Source organism: Kitasatospora griseola (assembly GCF_014648555.1).
In the GTDB taxonomy this organism is placed as follows: domain Bacteria; phylum Actinomycetota; class Actinomycetes; order Streptomycetales; family Streptomycetaceae; genus Kitasatospora; species Kitasatospora griseola.
Genome location: NZ_BMRI01000004.1, coordinates 250,139 through 269,456 on the forward strand (window position 1 = coordinate 250,139; position 19,318 = coordinate 269,456).

Below are 19,318 nucleotides of genomic sequence, written 5' to 3' on the forward strand. Positions count from 1 at the left end.
CCGCCGTCGGGACCGCCTACGCCTCCGCCACCGCCCCCACCGTCACCGACGCCCTCGCCGCCCTCCGCGCCGACCCGGCCGTCCGCACCACCGCCGTCGCCCCGTACCTCCTCGCCCCGGGACTCCTCCCGGACCGCATCGCCACGGCAGCCACCGCCTCCGGTGCCGACCACCTCGCGCCCACCCTCGGCGCCGCGCCCGAACTCGCCCGGCTCGTCCTCGCCCGCCATGCCGAGGCGGCGATCGCGACCTCCGCGGCTCGCACCGCCTGACGGATCGCCGATTCCTGATTCGATCTCAAATGGTCGCGAACCAGAGGTCGCTCGCCGAGAATCGATCGGCGTCCAGCGCGAGAGCCGCTCGGCCGTCACCCAACACCTCGCTCAGGACCGCGAATTCACAGCGCAGCAGCGGAGCCTCGAACGAGGGGACGGAAACGACCTCGATCCCCAGCGAAACGGCCGACGGAACCTTCGCGGAACTCATCAGGGCCAAGACGCCCCGCACCAGGAGGCTCACCCGGTCCTCGTCGGCGTGACCGTCCCGGTCCCGGCCCTCAGGAGCCGGACGCCTGGAACGCGGCCGCCAGCTCGTCGGCCGCCGACGGCAGTGGCGTGGTGACGCCGACCCATGAGCCGTCGCGGAAGTGCAGGTCGAGGCGGCCGCGCTGGGTGACGCCCTTCGCGTTGCGGTGGGCGGCGGCGACCTCGTGGCGGGGGAGTTCGAACTGGAGGGCGTGCTGTTCGGTGAGCTGCCAGAGTTTGGCGCGGTCGGCGAGCAGGAGCAGGCGGCGGTCGGTGAGGACGAGCAGGGCGCTGCCGTTCGCGCCGTCCTCGTGGAGGCGGACGACGAGGCGGCCGGCGGTGGTGTGCCAGTCGCCGGCCATGCCCTTGCCGTGCCAGACGGAGTCCGGCACGGCGTCCATCATCCGGTCCTCGACGGCGCCGACGCCCGCGGACACCGGGTTGACCACCGCGTACGCGCGCCGCAGCAGGCTGAACGGCCTGGCCAGCTTCTGTTCCAGCTCGCCGGGCCGGCGCGGCGTCAGCAACTCCTCCGGCGGGCGCGGGATGCCGGGCGCCAGCGAGACGGGCGCGGCGCCGAGCAACTGCTCGCCGGCGGCGAGGAACGGGGCGGCGAACTGGCGGTCCCGGTCGAGCACGTGGGTTCTCCTTGGGGTGGTCGGCTCAGCCGAAGGCGTCCTCGAAGCGCCGGCGGCGTTCCTCGGGGCTGAGTTCGGGCGCCTGGGCGGGCTGGGCGATGCCGGTGTGCTGACGCAGGCCGGTGCTGGGGCCCTGGTTGCCGCTGATCCGGTCGTCGGCCTCGTCGGCGAGGATCCCGGCGCCGCTCTGGGTGATCTGCTGGAGCGCCTCGCCGGCCGGGTTCCCGGTCAGGCCGATGCCGTGCAGACCGGCCTTGCCGACCGTCTTGACGGCGGTCTTGGCGAGGTACGCCTCGACGTCCAGCGGCTTGTTCCAGGTCCAGGGCTTCTTGGGGTTGAGGTGCGGGCGCTTGGAGACCGCCTTGAGGGCCTTCATCGCGTCGGCGATCTTCTTCAGCGCACTGGCGAGCTTGCGCACCAGGTTGGCTATCCGGGCACTGGCGATGGCGCCCTCGGCCGCGGCCGCGGCGGCTTCGGCGGCCAGCGAGATGCCGGCGGTGATCACGCTGAAGGCGAGCGACGCGGCGAGCGTGATGATCGCCCACTCGATGAGCTCGCGGATGATCGTCTCGACCAGGTCCTGCGCCATCCGGGCCTCGGCGGCGGCTTCGGTGAGGAGTTCGGCGGTGCCCGCCATGTCCTCCGCCTCGTCCTCCAGCGCCTGCTCGTACTCGGCGAGTTCACGCTGGAACGCCTCGGACGCCGCGCCCTGCCACTCGCCCGCGAGGGCGGCCCGGTCGCGGCGCTGGTCGGCGATCACTTCGCGCAGCTGCTCGGCCTGCTTCTGCCACAGCTGGGCGGCGGCCTCCAGGCCCTCCGGGTCGCCGGTGACGAACTCCAGCGGCTCGGCGAGCGGTTCCACGAGGGGACGCATGATCTCGTCGATCACGCTGCCCAGCGGGGTCATCCAGTCGTTGATCTTCGTGTAGGCGTCGACGGCGCCCGCGATGGGGCCGCTCATCCGCCCAGCCCTCCGGCGATCGCCTGCATGGTCCGCCCGATGCCCTCGTCGGTGCGCTCGTACGCGCCGGCCATGCCGTCGGCGTACTCGGCGATCCGGTCCATGGTGTCGGCAGCGGCCCCGGCGTTGTCGATCGCCGCCTCGGAGCGCTCCACGTAGTCGCGGCCGGTCTCGTCGGACTCCGGGAGCTTCCCGAAGGCGGACGGCGACAGCTGGTGTCCGCCGAGTTCGGCGCGGATCGCCCGCAGCCGCTCGGCCCGTTCGGCACTGGTGCGGGCGAACCGGCGCAGCGCGTCCGGGTCGACCGTGAACTCCCCCGCCATGTCGGCGTACCTCTTCCCCGTTGTCAGGGTCCGCGACGCGGGCGACGACATAGGCCACCCCATGCGAGGACCATGAATTGGCAAAGAAGCTAACACGGCGTCGCCCTCAAGAGGTAGTCCGCTGCGGTTTATTGACGCCGGGTCGGCCGCTCGGCCAGCCGTTCGCGCGCCCACGGGTCGACGCAGCGCGCCGCCGCCTCCCGGCGGGCCGCCGGAAAGCGCTCGGCGAGCGGTCCGTCCGCGGCGTCCGCCCACCGCCACGCGCCCACCGCGCACACCTGCCGCAGCGGGTCGTCGGCCGCCACCGCCGCCACCAGCTCCTCCTGCAGCCTCTGCCGGCCGCCCACCGTCAGCAGCACCTGTGCGAACCAGCGCGGCGAGGACGGGTCGTCGTCGGTCAGCAGCGCGGCCAGCACCAGCGGGTACGCGTGGTGCGCGGCCGCCCGGTCCGCCGTCAGCCGCCGGTACGCGGCCTGCCGCTTGTGACCGATCCGGTGGTACTGCGCATAGCCCGGGGCCCGCTCGGCGAGGCGCGCCACCCGGTCGTCCTGCGGCACCTCCGCCGGCACGCCGAGAGCCTCCAGCAGGGCGTCCAGCGCCGCCTCCTGCGCGTCCAGGCGCGCGTGCTGCTCCATCGACCGTCTCCTCGCGTTCCGCCCGGACCTCCCGCGAACGACCACCCCGATACTTGCAGGCGCGGGAATTTGCACATCTCGACTAAGCTTGTACGAAGTGAAACCACTCGGAAGGGAGCGCGGCCGATGACCCGCCCGGATCCTGCCCTGGCGCACGGCTGGTGCGCCCTGACCGCTCTGCATGGTCGGATCGAGGCCCACCTCGAACGTGTCCTGCAGGCCGAACACGAGCTCAGCGTCCGTGAGTTCTCCGTCCTCGACGTGCTCAGCGAGCAGCACGACGGCGACGGCGGCCACTTCCGGATGAACCAGCTCGCGGACGCGGTCGTGCTCAGCCAGAGCGCCACCACCCGCCTGGTCACCCGGCTGGAGGACCGCGGCCTGCTCGCCCGCTACCTCTGCCCCACCGACCGGCGCGGCATCTACACCAACGTCACCCCGGCCGGCCTCGACCTGCTCGCCAAGGCCCGCCCCACCAACGACGAGGCGCTCGCCGAGGCCCTCACCACCGCAGAACAGCGCCCGGAGCTGGCCCCGCTGGTCGCCACCGTCCGCGCGACACAGCCGACGCACTGACAGAGCGCGAGAACGGGGCGCGTGGGGTACCTCCCGGGCTGGGAGGTACCCCACGCGCCCCGTTCTCGCACCCGACTAGTCGGCCTGGCGCCGCTGCCGCCCCGTCCCGTAGTTGGAGCCGCTCTTCGTCCCGGAGCCCGGCTTCGCCCGCCCCGACGACTTGCCGATGAAGCCCGCCGCCATCTGCGAACTCCCGCGGCCCGGGCGCTGCTTGGGCCGGGGGCGGCGCGGGTTGCCGCTCATGTCGACGTCCTTGGGCAGCCCGCCGGAACGCTTCGCCGGGCGTCGTCGCGCCTCGCCGTCCGCCGGCTTCGCCCCACCGCGCCCGCGGCCGCGGTTCTCGGTCTGCTCGGGCACGGCCGCGACGATCGCCGTCGCCGGACCCGGGAGCACGACCGCCACGCCGGACGGCGTCCGCGCGCCGGTGATGCGCTTCAGCTCGCCGTCCTCGGGGCGGACCTTGGTGATGGTGGGCCGGATGCCGGCGATGCTCATCAGGCGGTTGACCTCGCGGCGCTGCTCGGGCAGCACCAGGGTGACCACGGTGCCGGACTCGCCGGCCCGCGCGGTGCGGCCGCCGCGGTGCAGGTAGTCCTTGTGGTCGATCGGCGGGTCGACGTTGACGACCAGGTCGAGGCCGTCGATGTGGATGCCGCGGGCGGCGACGTTGGTGGCGATCAGCGCGGTGACCTGGCCGTCGCGGAACTGGTCGAGGACCCGGTTGCGCTGCGGCTGCGACTTGCCGCCGTGCAGTGCGGCGGCGACCACGCCGTGGGCGCGCAGCTGCTTGGCGAGCCGGTCCGCGCCGTGCTTGGTGTGCACGAACATGATCACTCGGCCCTCGCGGGCGGCGATCCGGGCGGTGGTCTCGGCCTTGTCGGCGGGGTCGAGCTGGAGCAGGTGGTGGTCCATGGTGGTGACCGCACCGGCCGACGGGTCCACCGAATGGGTGACCGGGTCGCTGAGGAAGCGGTTGACCAGGCGGTCCACGTTGCGGTCCAGGGTGGCGGAGAACAGCATCCGCTGCCCGCCCTCGGCGACCTGCTCCAGCAGCTTGACGACCTGCGGCAGGAAGCCCATGTCGGCCATCTGGTCGGCCTCGTCGAGGACGGTGATCGCCACGTCGTCGAGTCGCACGTCGCCGCGCTGGATCAGGTCGTCCAGTCGGCCGGGGGTGGCCACCAGCACCTCGGTGCCGCGGCGGACCTGGTTGGACTGGCGGGTGATCGACATGCCGCCGACCACGGTGGTGATCCGCAGGCCGAGCACCCCGGCATAGGGGGCGAGCGCCTCGGTGACCTGCTGGGCGAGCTCGCGGGTCGGCACCAGCACCAGGGCCAGCGGGTGGCGGGCGGTCGCCCGCTTGCCGGCGGTGCGCACCAGCAGCGGCAGGCCGAACGCCAGGGTCTTGCCGGAGCCGGTGCGGCCGCGGCCGAGGACGTCGCGTCCGGCCAGCGCGTCCGGCAGGGTGGCGGCCTGGATCGGGAACGGCTCGGTGACGCCCTGCGCGCCCAGTTCCTTCAGCAGTCCGGCGGAGAGGTTCAGCTCGGCGAAACTCGCGGCCGGCGGACGCGACGGGGTGCCCTGTACGGGCGTGAAGTCTTCGGCGGGCGCGGCCACCGGGGCGGCGCCCCGACGCGGCCGGCGCGGGCGCTCGGCACGGGCCTGCTCGCCGCCACGGGGCGAACCACCGGTGCGCGGCGCGCCGACGCGGCCCTCGCCGCGGGCGGCACCGGTGCGCGGCTTCCCGCTGCGGGTGCGCGGCTTGTCACCACGCGGAGCGGACTGCGGGCCGGACTGCGGACGGGACTGCTCGGGCATGCGTGTTCCTCTTCCTGGAGGGCCGTCGGCCGACGCGCGGGACGCGCGGCGGCGGGATGTCGGCCGCCGAGGAGGAGGGGCCGCCCCGGCCGTCGGGCGGCATGGACGAGGGCCCGTACCTGAGGAGGTACGGGCCCTCGCCTGCGACAAATGAGTCGGCGTAGGCCGGGACTCAGATGGTGCGGATGTTCTCCGCCTGCGGGCCCTTCTGGCCCTGGGTCACGTCGAACTCGACCTTCTGGCCCTCGACGAGCTCACGGAAGCCCTGGGACTGGATGTTCGAGTAGTGAGCGAAGACGTCAGCGCCGCCGCCGTCCTGCTCGATGAAGCCGTAGCCCTTTTCGCTGTTGAACCACTTCACGGTGCCGGTAGCCATAACCGTCTCCACTTTCACTGGGGCGTTGGGACACACACCTCGTGCGCCCCACGTAGCCGCGATCCCCATCCGGAGACTAAACACCGGACAAAACAAATGCGCCTGTCGGTTGGAACCAGCAGGCGCACACACACGTTCATGGGAACCAATACTGCAACTGCTTCGACAATAGCACGGCCACCCTCGTCAACGGCGGGAAAAGTTCCGCTGGTCACACCGTGTTTCGCCGCGACGCCGAAGGGGCATGCGGTCCGGCCGGACCGCATGCCCCTCTCACTCGGTGCTGCCCGCGGCTACCCGCGGACGGCCGTTCAGGCCCTGCCGACGGGCTGCGGCTCGCGCTCGCCGACCGGCTCGTGGCCGGGCTCGGGCATCGCGCCGTGACCGGGCCACCAGGCCTTCTTGCCGAGCAGCGCAGTGATCGCCGGGGTGAAGAACATCGCCATCACGAAGGCCGCCAGCACGATGCCGATGGCCAGCGCGAAGCCCAGCTCGGCGAAGAGCACGTTGCCGGCCAGCATGAAGGTCGCGAAGGACGCCGCCAGGATGAAGCCGGCTGCGGCGACGGTCGGACCGGCGTGCCGGATCGCCTCCTTGGCCGCCTCGCGGGGGCTGCGGCCCTCGCGGGCCTCCTCCCGGAGCCGGGCGATGATCAGGATGTTGTAGTCGGTGCCGATCGCCACCACGAACAGGTAGATGAAGATCGGCAGCATGAACATCAGGCCGGACTCGGAGCCGAGCTTGAGGAAGGCCACCGTGGTGGCGCCCAGCGTGGCCGCGAAGCCGAGGCCGACCGAGGCCATCAGGTACCAGGGCGCGACCACGCTGCGCAGCTGGAGGCCCAGGATCAGCAGGATCAGCACGCCCGCCACCGGGAAGACCAGCTTGTAGTCGTGCGCCATCGCCAGGTTGATGTCCTTGTACACCGACGAGGTGCCGCTGACCAGTGCCTCGGAGCCGGCGGGGGCGGCCGCGTGGGCGGCCGTGCGCACCTTGGTGACGGTGTCGATCGCCGCGTTGCTGGCCGCGGAGTCCTTGAGCATCACGACGAAGTCGGCGGTGGTGCCGTCCTCGCTGAGCTTGGGCTCGGGCTGGACGGTGGCGACGCCGGGAACCTGGCCCAGCTTGGCGCCGAAGCCGCCCAGGGCGTTCGGGTCGAGCTTGCCGCCGGCCTTGGTGCCGGTGGTCAGGAAGACGTGCGTGGGGTCGGCCGCACCGGCCGAGAAGCCCTTGCCGATGGCGTCCATGACGACCATGGACTCCTTGTCCTTCGGCATCATGCTCTTCGCCATGTCGAAGGTGCCCTGGTAGCCGAGGCCGGCCAGCGACAGGACCACCAGCAGGCCGCCGGAGACCAGCGCGATCAGACCGGGGCGACGGCCGACCGCGCGGCCGAGCTTGTGGAAGCGGGCGCCCTCCGGCTCCTGCATCCACTTGCGGCCGGGCCAGAAGGTGGCCTTGGCGGGGATGACGGCGAGCAGCGCCGGGGTCAGGGTGAGCGAGGCGAGCGCGGTGACGACGACGGAGATCGCCAGCGCCGGGCCGAGCGCGGTGAACATGCCGAGCTCGGAGAGCAGCAGCACCGCGAAGGCGACGGTGACCGCGCCGGCCGCCGAGGCGATCGCCTCGCCGACCCGGCCGACGCCGTTGGCCACGGCGGCCTTGCGGTCGTCGCCGGCCCGCAGGCGCTCGCGGTAGCGGAACATCAGGAACAGGAAGTAGTCGGTGCCGACGCCGAGGATCACCACGATGTCGATCGCGGAGGCGATCGGCGAGGACTTCAGGTCGAACAGCTTGGTGACGAAGGCGATCAGGCCGGAGGCCGCGATCATCGGGAACATCGACAGCAGCACCGGCAGCCAGCCGACCAGGATGCCGCGGAAGATCACGCCGACGATGACCACGATCAGGACCACGGTGGCGACCATGGTGATCGCGTCGGTGGCGCTGGAGGACTCCTTCTGGTCCAGGCCCATCGCGGCCTGGCCGCCGACCTGGTACTTCAGCGCGGTGCCCTTGGCCAGTTCCTTGCCCTCGTCGCGCACGTCCTTGGCGGCCGTCAGGTACTCGTCGGTCTGCATCTTGGTCTTGTCGATGGAGACCATGCCCATCGCGTAGTGACCGTCCTGCGAGATCGTCCGCCCCTCCATCGGGGGGATGACCTGCTCGACCAGCGGGATGTGCTTGTCGGTGAGGCCCTTGGTGATCTTGGCGATGTCGGCCTTGTCGGCGTCGGTGAGCGCGCCGCCGTCCGTGCGCTCGAACATCAGGATCGCGCTGGGGGTGAACTCGGCCGGGAACTTGTCCTGCTGGACCACGGCGGCCCGGATGGACTCGTAGTGCTTCGGCAGGAACTCTGACTCGTCGGTCGAGGCGCTCATCTTCGGAGCGGTGGCGATCAGGGCTATGGAGCCGATCACCCACGCGATGATCACCCACCAGGCCCGCTTGACGACGAAGTGTCCAAGTCGGTGGAACATGCTCGAAATGCCTCCCCTGGGCATGGTTCACCGCAGCCGCAGGACGGGGTACCGGGCAACGGCAGGACCGGCACGCGAAACCCTCGGCAGGGCCTAGCCGGTCGGCAGGTAAGTAACAGTGGGCATCCTACGGGACCTTGCTTGCCGCCCGGCAAGTGGGTTTCGTTCTACGCCCCCTGGGGCGGCCACGGAGCCGACCCTGATCCATCGTCACCCGGCCGGGGCCCTTCCCACCTCGTGCCCGGGGTGGAGATCGCTCCCCCTCAGGGTGGACGTCCGGCTGCCCTCAAGGAGGAGAACCCGAGCCCGAGGGTAGGGCTAACCCCCTATTCACCCCTGAGGACAGGACCAGGGAAAAGTCGGTGACTAGCCGGATGGTTCGTCAGATTCCCAGCTCATAGCGTCTGTTGTGCCGCCGGACGCAGCCCGGCGGCCCGTCGACCCGGGCGGCCCGCACCCGCCCGACACCCCTGGGGGAACACCTACCGTGAAGCATGGAATCGCCGCCACGATGGGCGCCTGGAGCGCCCGCCACAGAAAGACCGCGGTCTTCGGGTGGCTGCTCTTCGTCGTCCTCGCCGCCTACCTCGGCGGCGTGCACGGCGCCACCAAGGTCACCGACGCCGAGCAGATGCCGGGCCAGGTCGCGCAGGCCGCCAAGATCCTGGACGACGCGGGCATCAAGTCCCCGGCCGGCGAGACCGTCCTGGTGCAGAGCCGCACGCTGACGGCCGACGACCCGGCGTTCAAGGCCGTCGTCGAGCAGGTCGGCGCCGCCGTCCGGGCCACCGGCAAGGCCGGCGAGCTGCACAGCCCGTACGAGACGGGCGCGGTCTCCGGCGACAAGCACTCCGCGCTGATCCAGTTCACGGTCAAGGGGGAGGACCGCGAGACGGCGGTGGCCAACGTGCCCGCGGTGATGGACGCGGTGACGGCCGTGCAGAAGCAGCACCCCGAGCTGCTGGTCGAGGAGTTCGGCGAGGCCAGCGCCGGCAAGTGGTTCAACGAGCAGTTCAGCGACGACTTCGCCCGCGCCGAGTGGACGGCCGTGCCGCTCGCCCTCGGCATCCTGCTGGTCGCCTTCGGCGCGCTGGTGGCCGCGGTCCTCCCGGTGGTGCTGGCGCTCACCGCCTTCGTCGCCGCCTCCGGCCTGGTCGCGCTCTCCTCCGGCCTGCTGCACACCAGCAACGACGCCTCCTCGGTGATGCTGCTGGTCGGCCTCGCCGTCGGCGTCGACTACTGCCTGTTCTACCTGCGCCGCGAGCGCGAGGAGCGCGCCGCCGGGCACGACGCCGAGACGGCGCTGCGGATCGCCGCCGCCACCAGCGGCCGCGCCGTGCTGGTCTCCGGCATCACGGTCGTGGTCGCGATGGCCGGCATGTTCCTCACCGGCATCGCCACCTTCAAGGCGATGTCCTTCGCCACCATCCTGGTCGTGATCACCGCCGTGCTCGGCTCGCTGACGGTGCTGCCCGCCCTGCTGTCGCTGCTCGGAGACCGGGTGGAGAAGGGTCGGATCCCGTTCCTGCACCGCCTGCGCCGCGGCGCAGGCGAGGGCAGCCGGTTCTGGAACGCGGTGCTCACCCCGGTGCTGCGCCACCCGCTGGCCGCCGCCGGCCTGGCCACCGCCGCCCTGCTGGCGATCGCCGCGCCGATGCTCACCATGCACACCGCCAACCTGACGTTCCAGCAGCAACTGCCCAAGGACAACACCCTGGTGGCCGTCTCGCAGCGGATCCAGGACGCCTTCCCCGGCAGCCCCTCCCCCGCCACCGTGGTGGTCAGGGCGAAGGACATCTCCTCGCCCGAGATGACGCAGGCGCTCGCCGATCTCCAGTCCAAGGCCCTCGCCACCGGCAGGATGCACGGCCCCACCAGCCTGACGGTGCACGCCGCGCAGAACGTCGCCACGGTCGACATCCCGCTCTACGGCACCGGCAACGACACCACCTCCGCCGAGGCGCTGAAGGTGCTGCGCGAGCAGGTCGTGCCCGCCACGGTCGGGAGGATCGCCGGCGCCGAGGCCCCGGTCACCGGCAGCACCGCCGGCTCGGTCGACTTCAACAAGCAGATGTCCGGCTCGATGCTCCCGGTCTTCGGGTTCGTGGTCGCCTTCGCCTTCCTGCTGATGCTCTGCTCGTTCCGCTCGCTGTCCATCGCCGTCACCGCCGTGCTGCTCAACCTGCTCTCGGTCGGCGCCGCCTACGGCGTGCTGACGCTGGTCTTCCAGCACGGCTTCGGCGCCTCGCTGATCGGCACCGACGGCGTCGGCGCGGTGGAGAGCTGGATCCCGCTGTTCCTGTTCGTGATCCTCTTCGGCCTGTCGATGGACTACCACGTCTTCGTGGTCTCCCGGATCAAGGAGGCGTACGACCGCGGCCTGCCCACCGGCGCGGCCGTCGCCCACGGCATCCGCACCACCGCCGGCGTGGTCACCAGCGCCGCCGTGATCATGGTCGGCGTGTTCGCGGTCTTCGGGACGCTCTCCATGCAGGTGATGAAGCAGATGGGCGTCGGCCTCGCCGTCGCCGTCCTGATCGACGCCACGGTGATCCGCGCCGTCCTGCTCCCCGCCGTGATGTCGCTGCTCGGCGACCGGAACTGGTACCTGCCGCGCTGGCTGCACTGGCTGCCCCGGCTGGAGGGCGAGGCGCCCGCCGCCGCCCCGGCCGGCACCGGAGCCCACCGCGGCCGCGACGAGCACGAGCTGGTCGGCTGACCCACCCCCTCCCGCCTGGAACGCCCCCGGTTCGCCGACAATGAGCAGGTGATCTTCGACGAATCGGGGGCCCAGGCCCTCCTGCAGCAGGCGTGCGCCCCGGCCGGCATCGACCCGGCCGGGGCCACGCTCATTTCGCTCGGCCAGAACGCCGTCTTCGACCTGCCGGAGCTCGGCCTGGTCGCCAAGGTCGGCCGCACCCCCGGCTCGGCCGACCGGGCCGCCCGCGAACTCGCGCTGGCCGGTTGGCTGGACGGCGCGGGCGTGCCGGTGGTCCGCCCGGCCGACCCCGTCGTGCACCTCGCCCAGGAGCACCCCGTCACGCTGTGGCACCGGCTGGAGCCCGCCGTCCGCCCGGCCCGCCCCGCCGACCTCGCCCCGCTGCTGCGCGCCCTGCACGCCCTGCCCGCGGAGCCCGCCCCGCCGGCGCCGCTCGGCCGGCGCGACCTGCTCGCCCCGGTGGACAGCTGGCTGGCGACCGCGGAGGGTCACATCGATCCGGCGGACGCCGCCTTCCTCCGTGACCGGAAAGAGACCTTTGTCACCGCTATTTCCGAATTGACCCCTTATATCCCGTTCGGCCCGATCCACGGCGACGCCCTGCCCCGCAACGTGCACATCACCCCCGCCGGCCCGGTGCTGCTCGACCTGGAGTACATGGCCTCGGACCTGCGCGAGCACGACCTGGTGGTGCTGGCGCTCAGTCAGGACCGGTACGGCGTACCGGCCGAGGAGGTTGCGGCGTTCAACACGGCCTACGGCTGGGACGTCCGGGAGTGGCCGGGATTCGCGGTGCTGCGCGGCGCGCGGGAGACCGCGAGCGCCGCCTGGGTGGCCCAGCAGACGGCCGGAAACCCGTCCGCCCGGGCCGAGTTCCGTCGCCGCGTCGACTCGCTGCGTGACGGCGAGGCGGCAGTACGCTGGTTCGCGTTCTGACCGCTCCGTTCGGTGCCCGCCCTGTGGCGCAGCGCACACCCGGACGGAACCACCTCGTTCGTGCCCGGCGTCGTATCCCACCAGACGCCCCGCCGCATCGGCGGCCGCGGTACGACGTCAGGAGTCGTTCCATGGTGAAGTCCCGCATATCCGCCCGTCGTCGTCCTCTTCTCCTCGGCGTGTCCGCCGCACTGCTCGCCCCGGCCCTGCTGGCGGCGTGCGGTGCGCACGGCACCCCCCTCGCGGCGGGGGACGCCGCGCAGCCCTCGGCGACGCCGAGCGCGAGCACGAGCACGACGCCGAGCGGGAGCGGGAGTTCCTCGATCGCGGCCCGGCCGACCCCGAGCGGGGTCTCCTCGTCCCCGTTCGCCTCGCCGAGCCAGACCCTTGGCGGCGCCGGGTCGACAGCAGCGACCACCGCGCCGTCCGCGCCGGCGACCGGCGCCACCACCCCGTCCGCACCGGGCTCCGGCGCGTCGAGGCCGGCCGGCGGGCAGCACACCCCCGCCCCGGCCACCAACGTGCTGCACCACACCGCCTCGGGCGGCAGGACCGTGGCGCTGACCTTCGACGACGGCCCGGGCCCGGCCACCGGCCAGGTGCTGGACCTGCTGGCGAAGTACGACGCGAAGGCGACGTTCTGCGAGATCGGCGACAACGCGAAGGCGAACCCGGCGGCGGTCAAGCGGATCGTCGCCGAGGGCCACCGCCTGTGCGACCACACCGTCGACCACCCGCAGCCGATGCACACCCAGTCGCACCAGCAGCAGGTGGCGGAGATCGCCGACGCCAAGACGCAGATCGAGAACGCCGCCGGCGGCAACGCGCAGATCACCTGGTGGCGCGCCCCGGGCGGCGACTTCACGGCCGAGAACGAGAAGATCGGCGCCGACCAGGGCATGAAGTCCCTCGGCTGGTCGGTCGACCCGCGCGACTGGTCCCGCCCGGGCGTGCAGTCGATCGTCAACACCGTGGAGCAGAACCTCCGCCCGGGCAGCGTGGTGCTGATGCACGACGGCGGCGGCGACCGCAGCCAGACCGTGGCGGCCCTGAAGCAGCTGCTGCCGTGGATGGTGGCGCAGGGCTACACTTTCGACTTCCCGCAGTCCTGACCGGCCGTTCGGCCGTGGCGTCCTGACGGTCTGTCGGGACGCCGCCTAGGTCGCGCGGCCACCGTCCGCCGACCGGCCCGGGAGCAGCGTGCCGAAGTTCGTGCACCGCGTCACCAAGTACGACCCCGCCAACCGCGACGAGCGCGGCCGCTACCTGGCCGACGACGACGTCGACAGCGACCGCGGGCCGATCGAGGCGGCCTACCTGCAGGCCGTGGTCGCGTTCGCCGAGGAGTGCGGCGTCGACCGGCTGTCCGTCCGCGATCCGGGGGTCAGTGGGGACACCGGCCCCCTGGAGGACCTGTTCCCGGGCCTGCAGGGGTTCCACGACGGCGCAGAGGTCTCGTTGGCGGCGGCACTGGAGTTGGTGCGGATCATGCTCCGCGACGCCGCTGGCTGGTGTCGGCTGGAGGCAGGCGACGAGTTCTTCGTGCACATCGGCTACGACCAGTACATGTACATCGGCACCGACCGGCCGTGCGAGCGCGCCGCGGCCCGCGCCCGTCGGCTCGGCCTGTTCCCGGAGCCGATACCGGAGTCGCCCTACTCGGAGGAGCCCGAGGAGCCGGACGGCCCGCAGCGGCCCGCCGACGAGGAGTTCTGGGCGCGGGTGCACTGGTTGGTCGCCTCCGGGCAGGCCGGCGTCCTGGAGGAGTCACCCATCCAGCACGTCTCCCGCCGGCACCGCCTGACACCCGACAGCGTCGACGCGGTCCGCGCGGGGCTCGCACCGCGCGCGATGCTGACCGTCTGGCCGCCGCTGTCCACCGACGTGGCGGCCGTGCTGGCCTCGGTCCCCGAGGACGGCCGGGTGGAGTTCGTCCGGGAGGACGCTGCGGGCACGATCACCGGCGTCCTTGTGGACGGGGAGCAGCGCGAGGAGTTGGCGGCCCTGGCCGCGGGCGCGCGGGCCGCCGCCGCGCTGCCGACCACGGTCGACGAGCACCGGCCGCTGTCCGCCGCGGTGCTGCCCGACCCGGACGGCGTCCTGCGGGCCCGTTGGCGCACCACCTGGTCGCCGTGCGACCGGACTTGGGCGTTCCTGAACGCGCTGCGCCCGGGGCAGGCCGTCACCGGCACGGTCACCGGGATCGCCGACACCGTCACCTTCGTGGACGTCGACGGCTTCACCGTCCGGATCCGGCAGCCGGAGCTGTCCTGGCGGTGGATCGGCGACCCGTCGGCCGTCGTCGCGGTGGGCCGGCAGGTCACGGCCGCGGTGCTCGGCGCCGACCTGGTGCGCGAGGAGCTGTATCTGTCGCTGAAGGCCCTGCAGGACAATCCGCTCACGCAACTGGCCGATCGTGTCGGAGAGTTGGTGGACGGCGTGGTGACGAAGGTGGCGCCGTTCGGCCTCTTCGTCCGGATCGAGGACCGGCCGGACGGTCTTCAAGGGCTGGTCCCCGAGGCCGAGTCGGCCGGGGAGGCCGTTCGGGTCGGCGACCCGCTGACCGTGCGGATCACCGAGGTCGACCTGGCCCGGCAGCGGTTCCTGTTGTCCCGCCGCCGGGCGCTCGACTGATCGGCAGCCGCGAAACCGTCCTCAGGACGCCGCCTTGAGCGGCCAGCGCGGGTCGACGGTGGCGGCCGGGTCCTTGCGGCGCAGCCAGGCCTGCAGGTCGGTGGCCCAGGTGCGGTACCAGTCGATCTGCCGCCGGTGGAGCTCGTCCAGCGGCAGGTCGCCGGCCTGGGGGTAGCGGTGGCCGAGGGCGACGGCGACCCGGACGGCGGCGAGCGCGTCGCTGCCGGCCTCGTGGGCGTCGTGGAGTTCGACCCCGTAGACCTCGCAGACCCGCTGCAGGGTGCGGGAGCCCTTGCGGTACTTGTCGAGGGCGCGGTCGACCACCATGGCGTCGACCACGGGGGTGACCGGCCCGCCGAGACGGTCGGCGAGGGTGGGGCGGCCGTGGCGGCGCAGTTCGGCGTCGAGCAGCGACAGGTCGTAGGGGGCGTTGAAGGCGACCACGGGCCGGCCGGCGGCGAGCCGCTGGTGCAGGGCGCGGGCGATCTCCTCGACGGCTTCGGCGGCGGGCCGGCCGTGGGTGCGGGCCTCGGTGTCGGTGATGCCGTGGATGGCGGTGGCCTCGGCGGGTATCGGGACGCCGGGGTCGATCAGCCAGTTGGTGGCCCCTTCGACACGGCCGCCGAGGGTGTCGACCACGGCGGCGGTGACGATCCGGGACTCCTCCGGGTCGGTGCCGGTGGTCTCCAGGTCGAAACCGGTGAGCGGCCCCTTCCACCAGGTCATGGGGTGTGTCCTTCCGTCGGCACTGCCAAGACGCGGACCATCATCGCCTGCCGCTGTGACAGCGCCGACGGCGCGTCCGCTCCACGGGGCGCGATCCTGCTGGTCAGGACACCGCGCGGGAGTCTCCCCAAAGGTCCTCGAACTCCTCCCGGTAGACCTCCAGCAGGCCGGGTTCGGTGCCGCCGGCCTCCTGTCCGGCGCCGCCGCGCAGCACCAGGGCGGGCGATTCGATGCCGCGGGCCCGGCGCAGGTAGGGCTGGACGACGCCGAGGTCGGTGGAGCGCCGGCGTCCGCCCGCGCCGGTGGTCCGCGGGCCCTCGACCAGGTAGGCGGTGAACCGGGGCAGTTCGTCGAACACCCGGATCTCGAAGCTGCCGGGGTCGCGCAGCCGGGCCCTCACCCGGCGCACGTGCATGATGTTCATCTCCACCGATCGACCCAACTCGCCACGCCCGATGCCGAGTTCGCGTTCGCGACGGCGCACCGCGCTGCTCGCCGGGTTGAGGAAGAGCAGCCGCACCCGGCAGCCGTCGGCGGCGAGCCGCACCAGTCGCTTGCCGGTGTAGTTCTGGCAGAGCATGCCGAGGCCGATGCCGACCGCGTCGAGCCGCCGGGCGCCGTCGAGCAGGTCCTCGACGGGCAGGTCGCGCTGCAGGCGGACCCGGTCGGGGTGGACGGCGACCACGTCGGAGTAGCGGCCGGCGACGAGTTCCTCGACGACGTCGGCGGGCACGCCGCCGAGCGTGCCGTCGAGCACGGCGAGCAGGCGGGCGGCGGCCCGTTCGGTCTGGTCGAGGACGGTCTGGGTGAGCGCCCGGTTGCGGGAGACCACGTGCCGGGCGACCTCGAGTTCGTCGAGGGCGAGTTCGACCTCGCGGCGGTCCACCAGGTGGGGTTCGAAGCACGGCCAGTGCTGGACCATGAGTTCGCGCAGCTGCGGCAGGGTGAGGAAGACCAGCGGGTCGTCGTCGACGGGGTCGAGCAGGTAGCCCTTGCGGCGGGAGACCTCGCGGACGGCGGCGGCCCGGTGCACCCACTCCTCGCCGACCGGTCCGGCGGCGGCGGTGACCCACTCCTCGCCGTGCACGGGCGCGTAGACGGGGCGCAGCACTTCGTGGACCAGGGCGCGCATCCGCTGTTCGACCAGGTTGAGCCAGACGTAGGCGCGGCCGGCCAGCCGGACCCGGCGGTAGGCGTCCTCCCACTGGTCGGCGGCCCAGGCGGGCGGCATGCCCTCGACGGGGCCGCCCTGCGGGGGCAGCGATCCGCGGCCGCCGCCGGTGCGGACGACCAGCGTCGGGGCCTCGCTGCCGCCGGCCCGCGGGTCGGGTCCGTCGCCGTCGGCGGGGAACGCCATCCGCCACCTCACCTCTCGCCCGCCGCCCGCCGACTGACGGGCTGTCCGCTGACTCGGTCCACCGTGACGGCCCCTGGTCGCCGGCCGCACACGGGCCCGGGGTTCTCGCGGTCCGGACGATCAAGGGTATCGCCCTCGGTGGCCGCGACACAGCCCTCTTGACAGCACGCACCGCGGCGCGCACCGCTGCGGCCGACAGTCCGTCACGGCCCGGCCACGGCGGGCTGTCCGGCCCGGAAGCCGGGACACCCGTCCGGGCGAACAACGGGCGAATGGACGCGGATGGACGCCGGGTTCGGCCGTCCGGCGAGGAGTATGCGGATGTGCGGTGCATCACGCCCGTCGCGCCACTGACGCCCGCACATGCTCGGGCGCTCCACCGGGTGACCGCCCGTGGGAGCGCCGATTGGCGTCTGGCACGGGGAAGTTGAGGACACATGCAGGTCTGGCCGGGGCAGCCCTACCCGCTCGGCGCCACCTACGACGGCGCGGGCACCAACTTCGCGGTGTTCTCCGAGAGCGCGGACCGGATCGAGCTCTGCCTGATCGCCGAGGACGGCTCGGAGACGGCGGTCGAACTGCGCGAGACCGACGCCTTCGTGCGGCACGCGTACCTGCCGGGCGTCCAGCCGGGCCAGCGCTACGGGTTCCGGGTGCACGGCCCGTTCCAGCCCGGGCTGGGTCTGCGGCACAACGCGTCGAAGCTGCTGCTGGACCCGTACGCGAAGGCGATGAGCGGCCACATCGACTGGGACGAGTCGGTGTACGGCTACCACTTCGGCGCGCCGGAGCGCCGCAACGACCTGGATTCGGCGCCGCACACCATGCACTCGGTGGTGATCAACCCGTACTTCGACTGGGGCACCGACCGGCCGCCGCGCACCGACTACCACCGCACGGTGGTGTACGAGGCGCACGTGAAGGGCCTGACCAGGCGGCACCCGGGCATCCCGGAGGAGATCCGCGGGACGTACGCGGGCCTGGCGCACCCGGCGGTGATCGAGCACCTGGCGAAGCTGGGCGTGACGGCGATCGAGCTGATGCCGGTGCACCAGTTCGTCCGCGACCACCGGCTGCGGGACCTGGGGCTGTCCAACTACTGGGGCTACAACACGATCGGCTTCTTCGCCCCGCACTCCTCGTACTCCTCGACGGGCGACCGCGGGCACCAGGTGCAGGAGTTCAAGTCGATGGTGAAGGCGCTGCACGCGGCGGGCATCGAGGTGATCCTCGACGTGGTGTACAACCACACCGCGGAGGGCAGCCACCTCGGGCCGACGCTGTCCTTCCGCGGCCTGGACAACGCCTCGTACTACCGGCTGGCGAAGGACCAGCGGTTCTACGAGGACACCACCGGCACCGGCAACTCGCTGCTGATGCGCTCCGCGCACGTGCTCCAGATGATCATGGATTCGCTGCGCTACTGGGTCACCGAGATGCACGTGGACGGGTTCCGCTTCGACCTGGCGGCGACGCTGGCCCGGCAGTTCCACGAGGTGGACCGGCTGTCCTCGTTCTTCGACCTGGTCCAGCAGGACCCGGTGGTCTCGCAGGCCAAGCTGATCGCCGAGCCGTGGGACCTCGGCGAGGGCGGCTACCAGGTCGGCAACTTCCCGCCGCTGTGGACCGAGTGGAACGGCAAGTACCGCGACACCGTCCGTGACTTCTGGCGCGGCGAGCCCGCCACCCTGGCCGAGTTCGGCTCCCGGCTGACCGGCTCCTCCGACCTGTACCAGGACGACGGCCGCCGCCCGATCGCCTCGATCAACTTCGTCACCTGCCACGACGGCTTCACGCTGCGCGACCTGGTGTCGTACAACGACAAGCACAACGAGGCCAACCGGGAGGACAACCGGGACGGCGAGTCCTTCAACCGCTCGTGGAACTGCGGCGCGGAGGGCGACACCACCGACCCGGGCGTGCTGGAGCTGCGAGCCCGCCAGCAGCGCAACTTCATCGCCACCCTGATGCTCTCCCAGGGCGTGCCGATGCTCTCCCACGGCGACGAGCTGGGCCGCACCCAGCACGGCAACAACAACGCCTACTGCCAGGACTCCGGGCTGACCTGGGTGGCCTGGCCGAGCCGGGAGGGCGAGCAGGCGGACAGCCGGCTGCTGGAGTTCACCCAGGGCATGATCTGGCTGCGCCGCGACCACCCGGTCTTCCGCCGCCGCCGGTTCTTCCACGGCCGCCCGGTCTCCGGCACCCACGACGCGCTGACCGACATCGCCTGGTTCACCCCGGGCGGCGAGGAGATGACCGATCCGGACTGGTCGACCTCGTACGCGAAGTCGCTGACGGTCTTCCTGAACGGCAACGCCATCTCCGAGCCGGACCGGCGCGGCGGCAAGATCGTCGACGATTCGTTCCTGCTGATGTTCAACGCCCACTCGGAGCCGATCGCCTTCACCGTCCCGGCCGGTCACGGCGAGGCCTGGCAGGTCGTCGTCGACACCGCGCTGCCCGCCCTCCCCGCGCCCGGCACCGGCCCGCGCGCCAAGGCCGGCGACACCCTGCACCTGCCGGACCGCTCCTTGCTGGTGCTGCAGCGACCGGCGTAGTCACCCCGTTCGGGGCAATGGGCGGTAGGCCCCGGGCGGTCCGGGTAGGGA

17 protein-coding genes are annotated in these 19,318 nt (G+C 72.5%); 7 read left to right on the forward strand and 10 right to left on the reverse strand.

Features of this window, described 5'->3' with window-relative positions:
- The coding region (locus tag IEZ12_RS37905; protein WP_308431008.1) for a CbiX/SirB N-terminal domain-containing protein at positions 1-272 on the forward strand (272 nt) is incomplete at its 5' end.
- Between the two features lie 25 nt (positions 273-297).
- Here the strand turns inward: IEZ12_RS37905 and IEZ12_RS07205 are convergent.
- The 5 genes from IEZ12_RS07205 to IEZ12_RS07225 form a co-directional block, all read right to left on the reverse strand.
- On the reverse strand, positions 298-519 hold the full coding sequence (locus IEZ12_RS07205) for a hypothetical protein (protein WP_189271291.1): 222 nt from the start codon (positions 517-519) through the stop codon (positions 298-300).
- Between the two features lie 37 nt (positions 520-556).
- Positions 557-1,162, reverse strand: a complete 606-nt coding sequence (locus tag IEZ12_RS07210) for a hypothetical protein (RefSeq protein WP_189271292.1) — start codon at positions 1,160-1,162, stop codon at positions 557-559.
- Between the two features lie 25 nt (positions 1,163-1,187).
- The gene (locus IEZ12_RS07215) at positions 1,188-2,123 is read right to left on the reverse strand and encodes a WXG100 family type VII secretion target (RefSeq protein ID WP_189271293.1); all 936 of its coding nucleotides are present in this window, start codon (positions 2,121-2,123) and stop codon (positions 1,188-1,190) included.
- Positions 2,120-2,446, reverse strand: coding sequence for a type VII secretion target (locus IEZ12_RS07220; RefSeq protein WP_043913321.1), 327 nt, complete (start codon positions 2,444-2,446; stop codon positions 2,120-2,122). Before IEZ12_RS07220 ends, IEZ12_RS07215 begins: the two co-directional genes overlap by 4 nt.
- Positions 2,447-2,574: 128 nt before the next feature.
- On the reverse strand, positions 2,575-3,081 hold the full coding sequence (locus IEZ12_RS07225; protein ID WP_189271294.1) for a hypothetical protein: 507 nt from the start codon (positions 3,079-3,081) through the stop codon (positions 2,575-2,577).
- A gap of 126 nt (positions 3,082-3,207) precedes the next feature.
- Here IEZ12_RS07225 and IEZ12_RS07230 point away from each other — a divergent pair, with 126 nt between their 5' ends.
- A complete protein-coding gene (locus IEZ12_RS07230) occupies positions 3,208-3,657 on the forward strand; it encodes a MarR family winged helix-turn-helix transcriptional regulator (protein ID WP_189271295.1) in 450 nt (149 codons plus the stop codon).
- Between the two features lie 75 nt (positions 3,658-3,732).
- On the opposite strand, the gene IEZ12_RS07235 is transcribed toward IEZ12_RS07230, so the two are convergent.
- From IEZ12_RS07235 to IEZ12_RS07245, 3 genes are all read right to left on the reverse strand, one after another.
- Positions 3,733-5,478 (reverse strand): DEAD/DEAH box helicase, encoded by a 1,746-nt coding sequence (locus tag IEZ12_RS07235; RefSeq protein ID WP_229847313.1) that lies wholly within the window; start codon positions 5,476-5,478, stop codon positions 3,733-3,735.
- Between the two features lie 172 nt (positions 5,479-5,650).
- Positions 5,651-5,854, reverse strand: a complete 204-nt coding sequence (locus IEZ12_RS07240) for a cold-shock protein (RefSeq protein WP_043913331.1) — start codon at positions 5,852-5,854, stop codon at positions 5,651-5,653.
- A 311-nt stretch (positions 5,855-6,165) separates the two neighbouring features.
- Complete coding sequence (locus IEZ12_RS07245; RefSeq protein ID WP_189271296.1) at positions 6,166-8,334, reverse strand: MMPL family transporter; 2,169 nt, start codon at positions 8,332-8,334, stop codon at positions 6,166-6,168.
- A 511-nt stretch (positions 8,335-8,845) separates the two neighbouring features.
- Here IEZ12_RS07245 and IEZ12_RS07250 point away from each other — a divergent pair.
- The 4 genes from IEZ12_RS07250 to IEZ12_RS07265 all read left to right on the forward strand — a co-directional run bounded on the left by IEZ12_RS07250 (position 8,846) and on the right by IEZ12_RS07265 (position 14,623).
- Positions 8,846-11,053, forward strand: a complete 2,208-nt coding sequence (locus tag IEZ12_RS07250) for an MMPL family transporter (RefSeq protein ID WP_189271392.1) — start codon at positions 8,846-8,848, stop codon at positions 11,051-11,053.
- A gap of 48 nt (positions 11,054-11,101) precedes the next feature.
- Entirely contained in the window at positions 11,102-11,989 is an 888-nt protein-coding gene (locus IEZ12_RS07255; RefSeq protein ID WP_189271297.1) for a phosphotransferase enzyme family protein, read from the forward strand.
- Positions 11,990-12,120: 131 nt separating this feature from the next.
- Positions 12,121-13,101, forward strand: coding sequence for a polysaccharide deacetylase family protein (locus IEZ12_RS07260; RefSeq protein ID WP_189271298.1), 981 nt, complete (start codon positions 12,121-12,123; stop codon positions 13,099-13,101).
- An 88-nt stretch (positions 13,102-13,189) separates the two neighbouring features.
- Positions 13,190-14,623 (forward strand): S1 RNA-binding domain-containing protein, encoded by a 1,434-nt coding sequence (locus IEZ12_RS07265; protein ID WP_189271299.1) that lies wholly within the window; start codon positions 13,190-13,192, stop codon positions 14,621-14,623.
- A 21-nt stretch (positions 14,624-14,644) separates the two neighbouring features.
- Here the strand turns inward: IEZ12_RS07265 and IEZ12_RS07270 are convergent, their stop codons facing one another.
- Positions 14,645-15,349 carry an exonuclease domain-containing protein gene (locus IEZ12_RS07270; RefSeq protein WP_100586934.1) on the reverse strand — a complete coding sequence of 235 codons (705 nt, stop codon included), beginning with the start codon at positions 15,347-15,349 and terminating at the stop codon, positions 14,645-14,647.
- A 103-nt stretch (positions 15,350-15,452) separates the two neighbouring features.
- Positions 15,453-16,706, reverse strand: coding sequence for a DUF5919 domain-containing protein (locus tag IEZ12_RS07275; protein WP_373295447.1), 1,254 nt, complete (start codon positions 16,704-16,706; stop codon positions 15,453-15,455).
- A 437-nt stretch (positions 16,707-17,143) separates the two neighbouring features.
- On the opposite strand from IEZ12_RS07275, the gene glgX reads away from it, so the two are divergent.
- Positions 17,144-19,267: a glycogen debranching protein GlgX gene (gene glgX / locus IEZ12_RS07280; protein ID WP_189271300.1), complete on the forward strand. Its 2,124-nt coding sequence runs from the start codon at positions 17,144-17,146 to the stop codon at positions 19,265-19,267.
- Positions 19,268-19,318: the final 51 nt, after the last annotated feature.

Excerpts from the sequence above, each read along its gene's own strand:
- IEZ12_RS07260 (WP_189271298.1), top strand. The coding sequence starts at position 12,121 with ATGGTGAAGTCCCGCATATCCGCCCGTCGTCGTCCTCTTCTCCTCGGC.
- IEZ12_RS07245 (WP_189271296.1), bottom strand. The coding sequence starts at position 8,334 with ATGTTCCACCGACTTGGACACTTCGTCGTCAAGCGGGCCTGGTGGGTG.
- IEZ12_RS07250 (WP_189271392.1), top strand. The coding sequence starts at position 8,846 with ATGGGCGCCTGGAGCGCCCGCCACAGAAAGACCGCGGTCTTCGGGTGG.
- IEZ12_RS07235 (WP_229847313.1), bottom strand. The coding sequence starts at position 5,478 with ATGCCCGAGCAGTCCCGTCCGCAGTCCGGCCCGCAGTCCGCTCCGCGT.
- IEZ12_RS07230 (WP_189271295.1), top strand. The coding sequence starts at position 3,208 with ATGACCCGCCCGGATCCTGCCCTGGCGCACGGCTGGTGCGCCCTGACC.
- IEZ12_RS07270 (WP_100586934.1), bottom strand. The coding sequence starts at position 15,349 with ATGACCTGGTGGAAGGGGCCGCTCACCGGTTTCGACCTGGAGACCACC.
- glgX (WP_189271300.1), top strand. The coding sequence starts at position 17,144 with ATGCAGGTCTGGCCGGGGCAGCCCTACCCGCTCGGCGCCACCTACGAC.
- IEZ12_RS07240 (WP_043913331.1), bottom strand. The coding sequence starts at position 5,854 with ATGGCTACCGGCACCGTGAAGTGGTTCAACAGCGAAAAGGGCTACGGC.
- IEZ12_RS07215 (WP_189271293.1), bottom strand. The coding sequence starts at position 2,123 with ATGAGCGGCCCCATCGCGGGCGCCGTCGACGCCTACACGAAGATCAAC.
- IEZ12_RS07275 (WP_373295447.1), bottom strand. The coding sequence starts at position 16,706 with ATGGCGTTCCCCGCCGACGGCGACGGACCCGACCCGCGGGCCGGCGGC.
- IEZ12_RS07220 (WP_043913321.1), bottom strand. The coding sequence starts at position 2,446 with ATGGCGGGGGAGTTCACGGTCGACCCGGACGCGCTGCGCCGGTTCGCC.
- IEZ12_RS07225 (WP_189271294.1), bottom strand. The coding sequence starts at position 3,081 with ATGGAGCAGCACGCGCGCCTGGACGCGCAGGAGGCGGCGCTGGACGCC.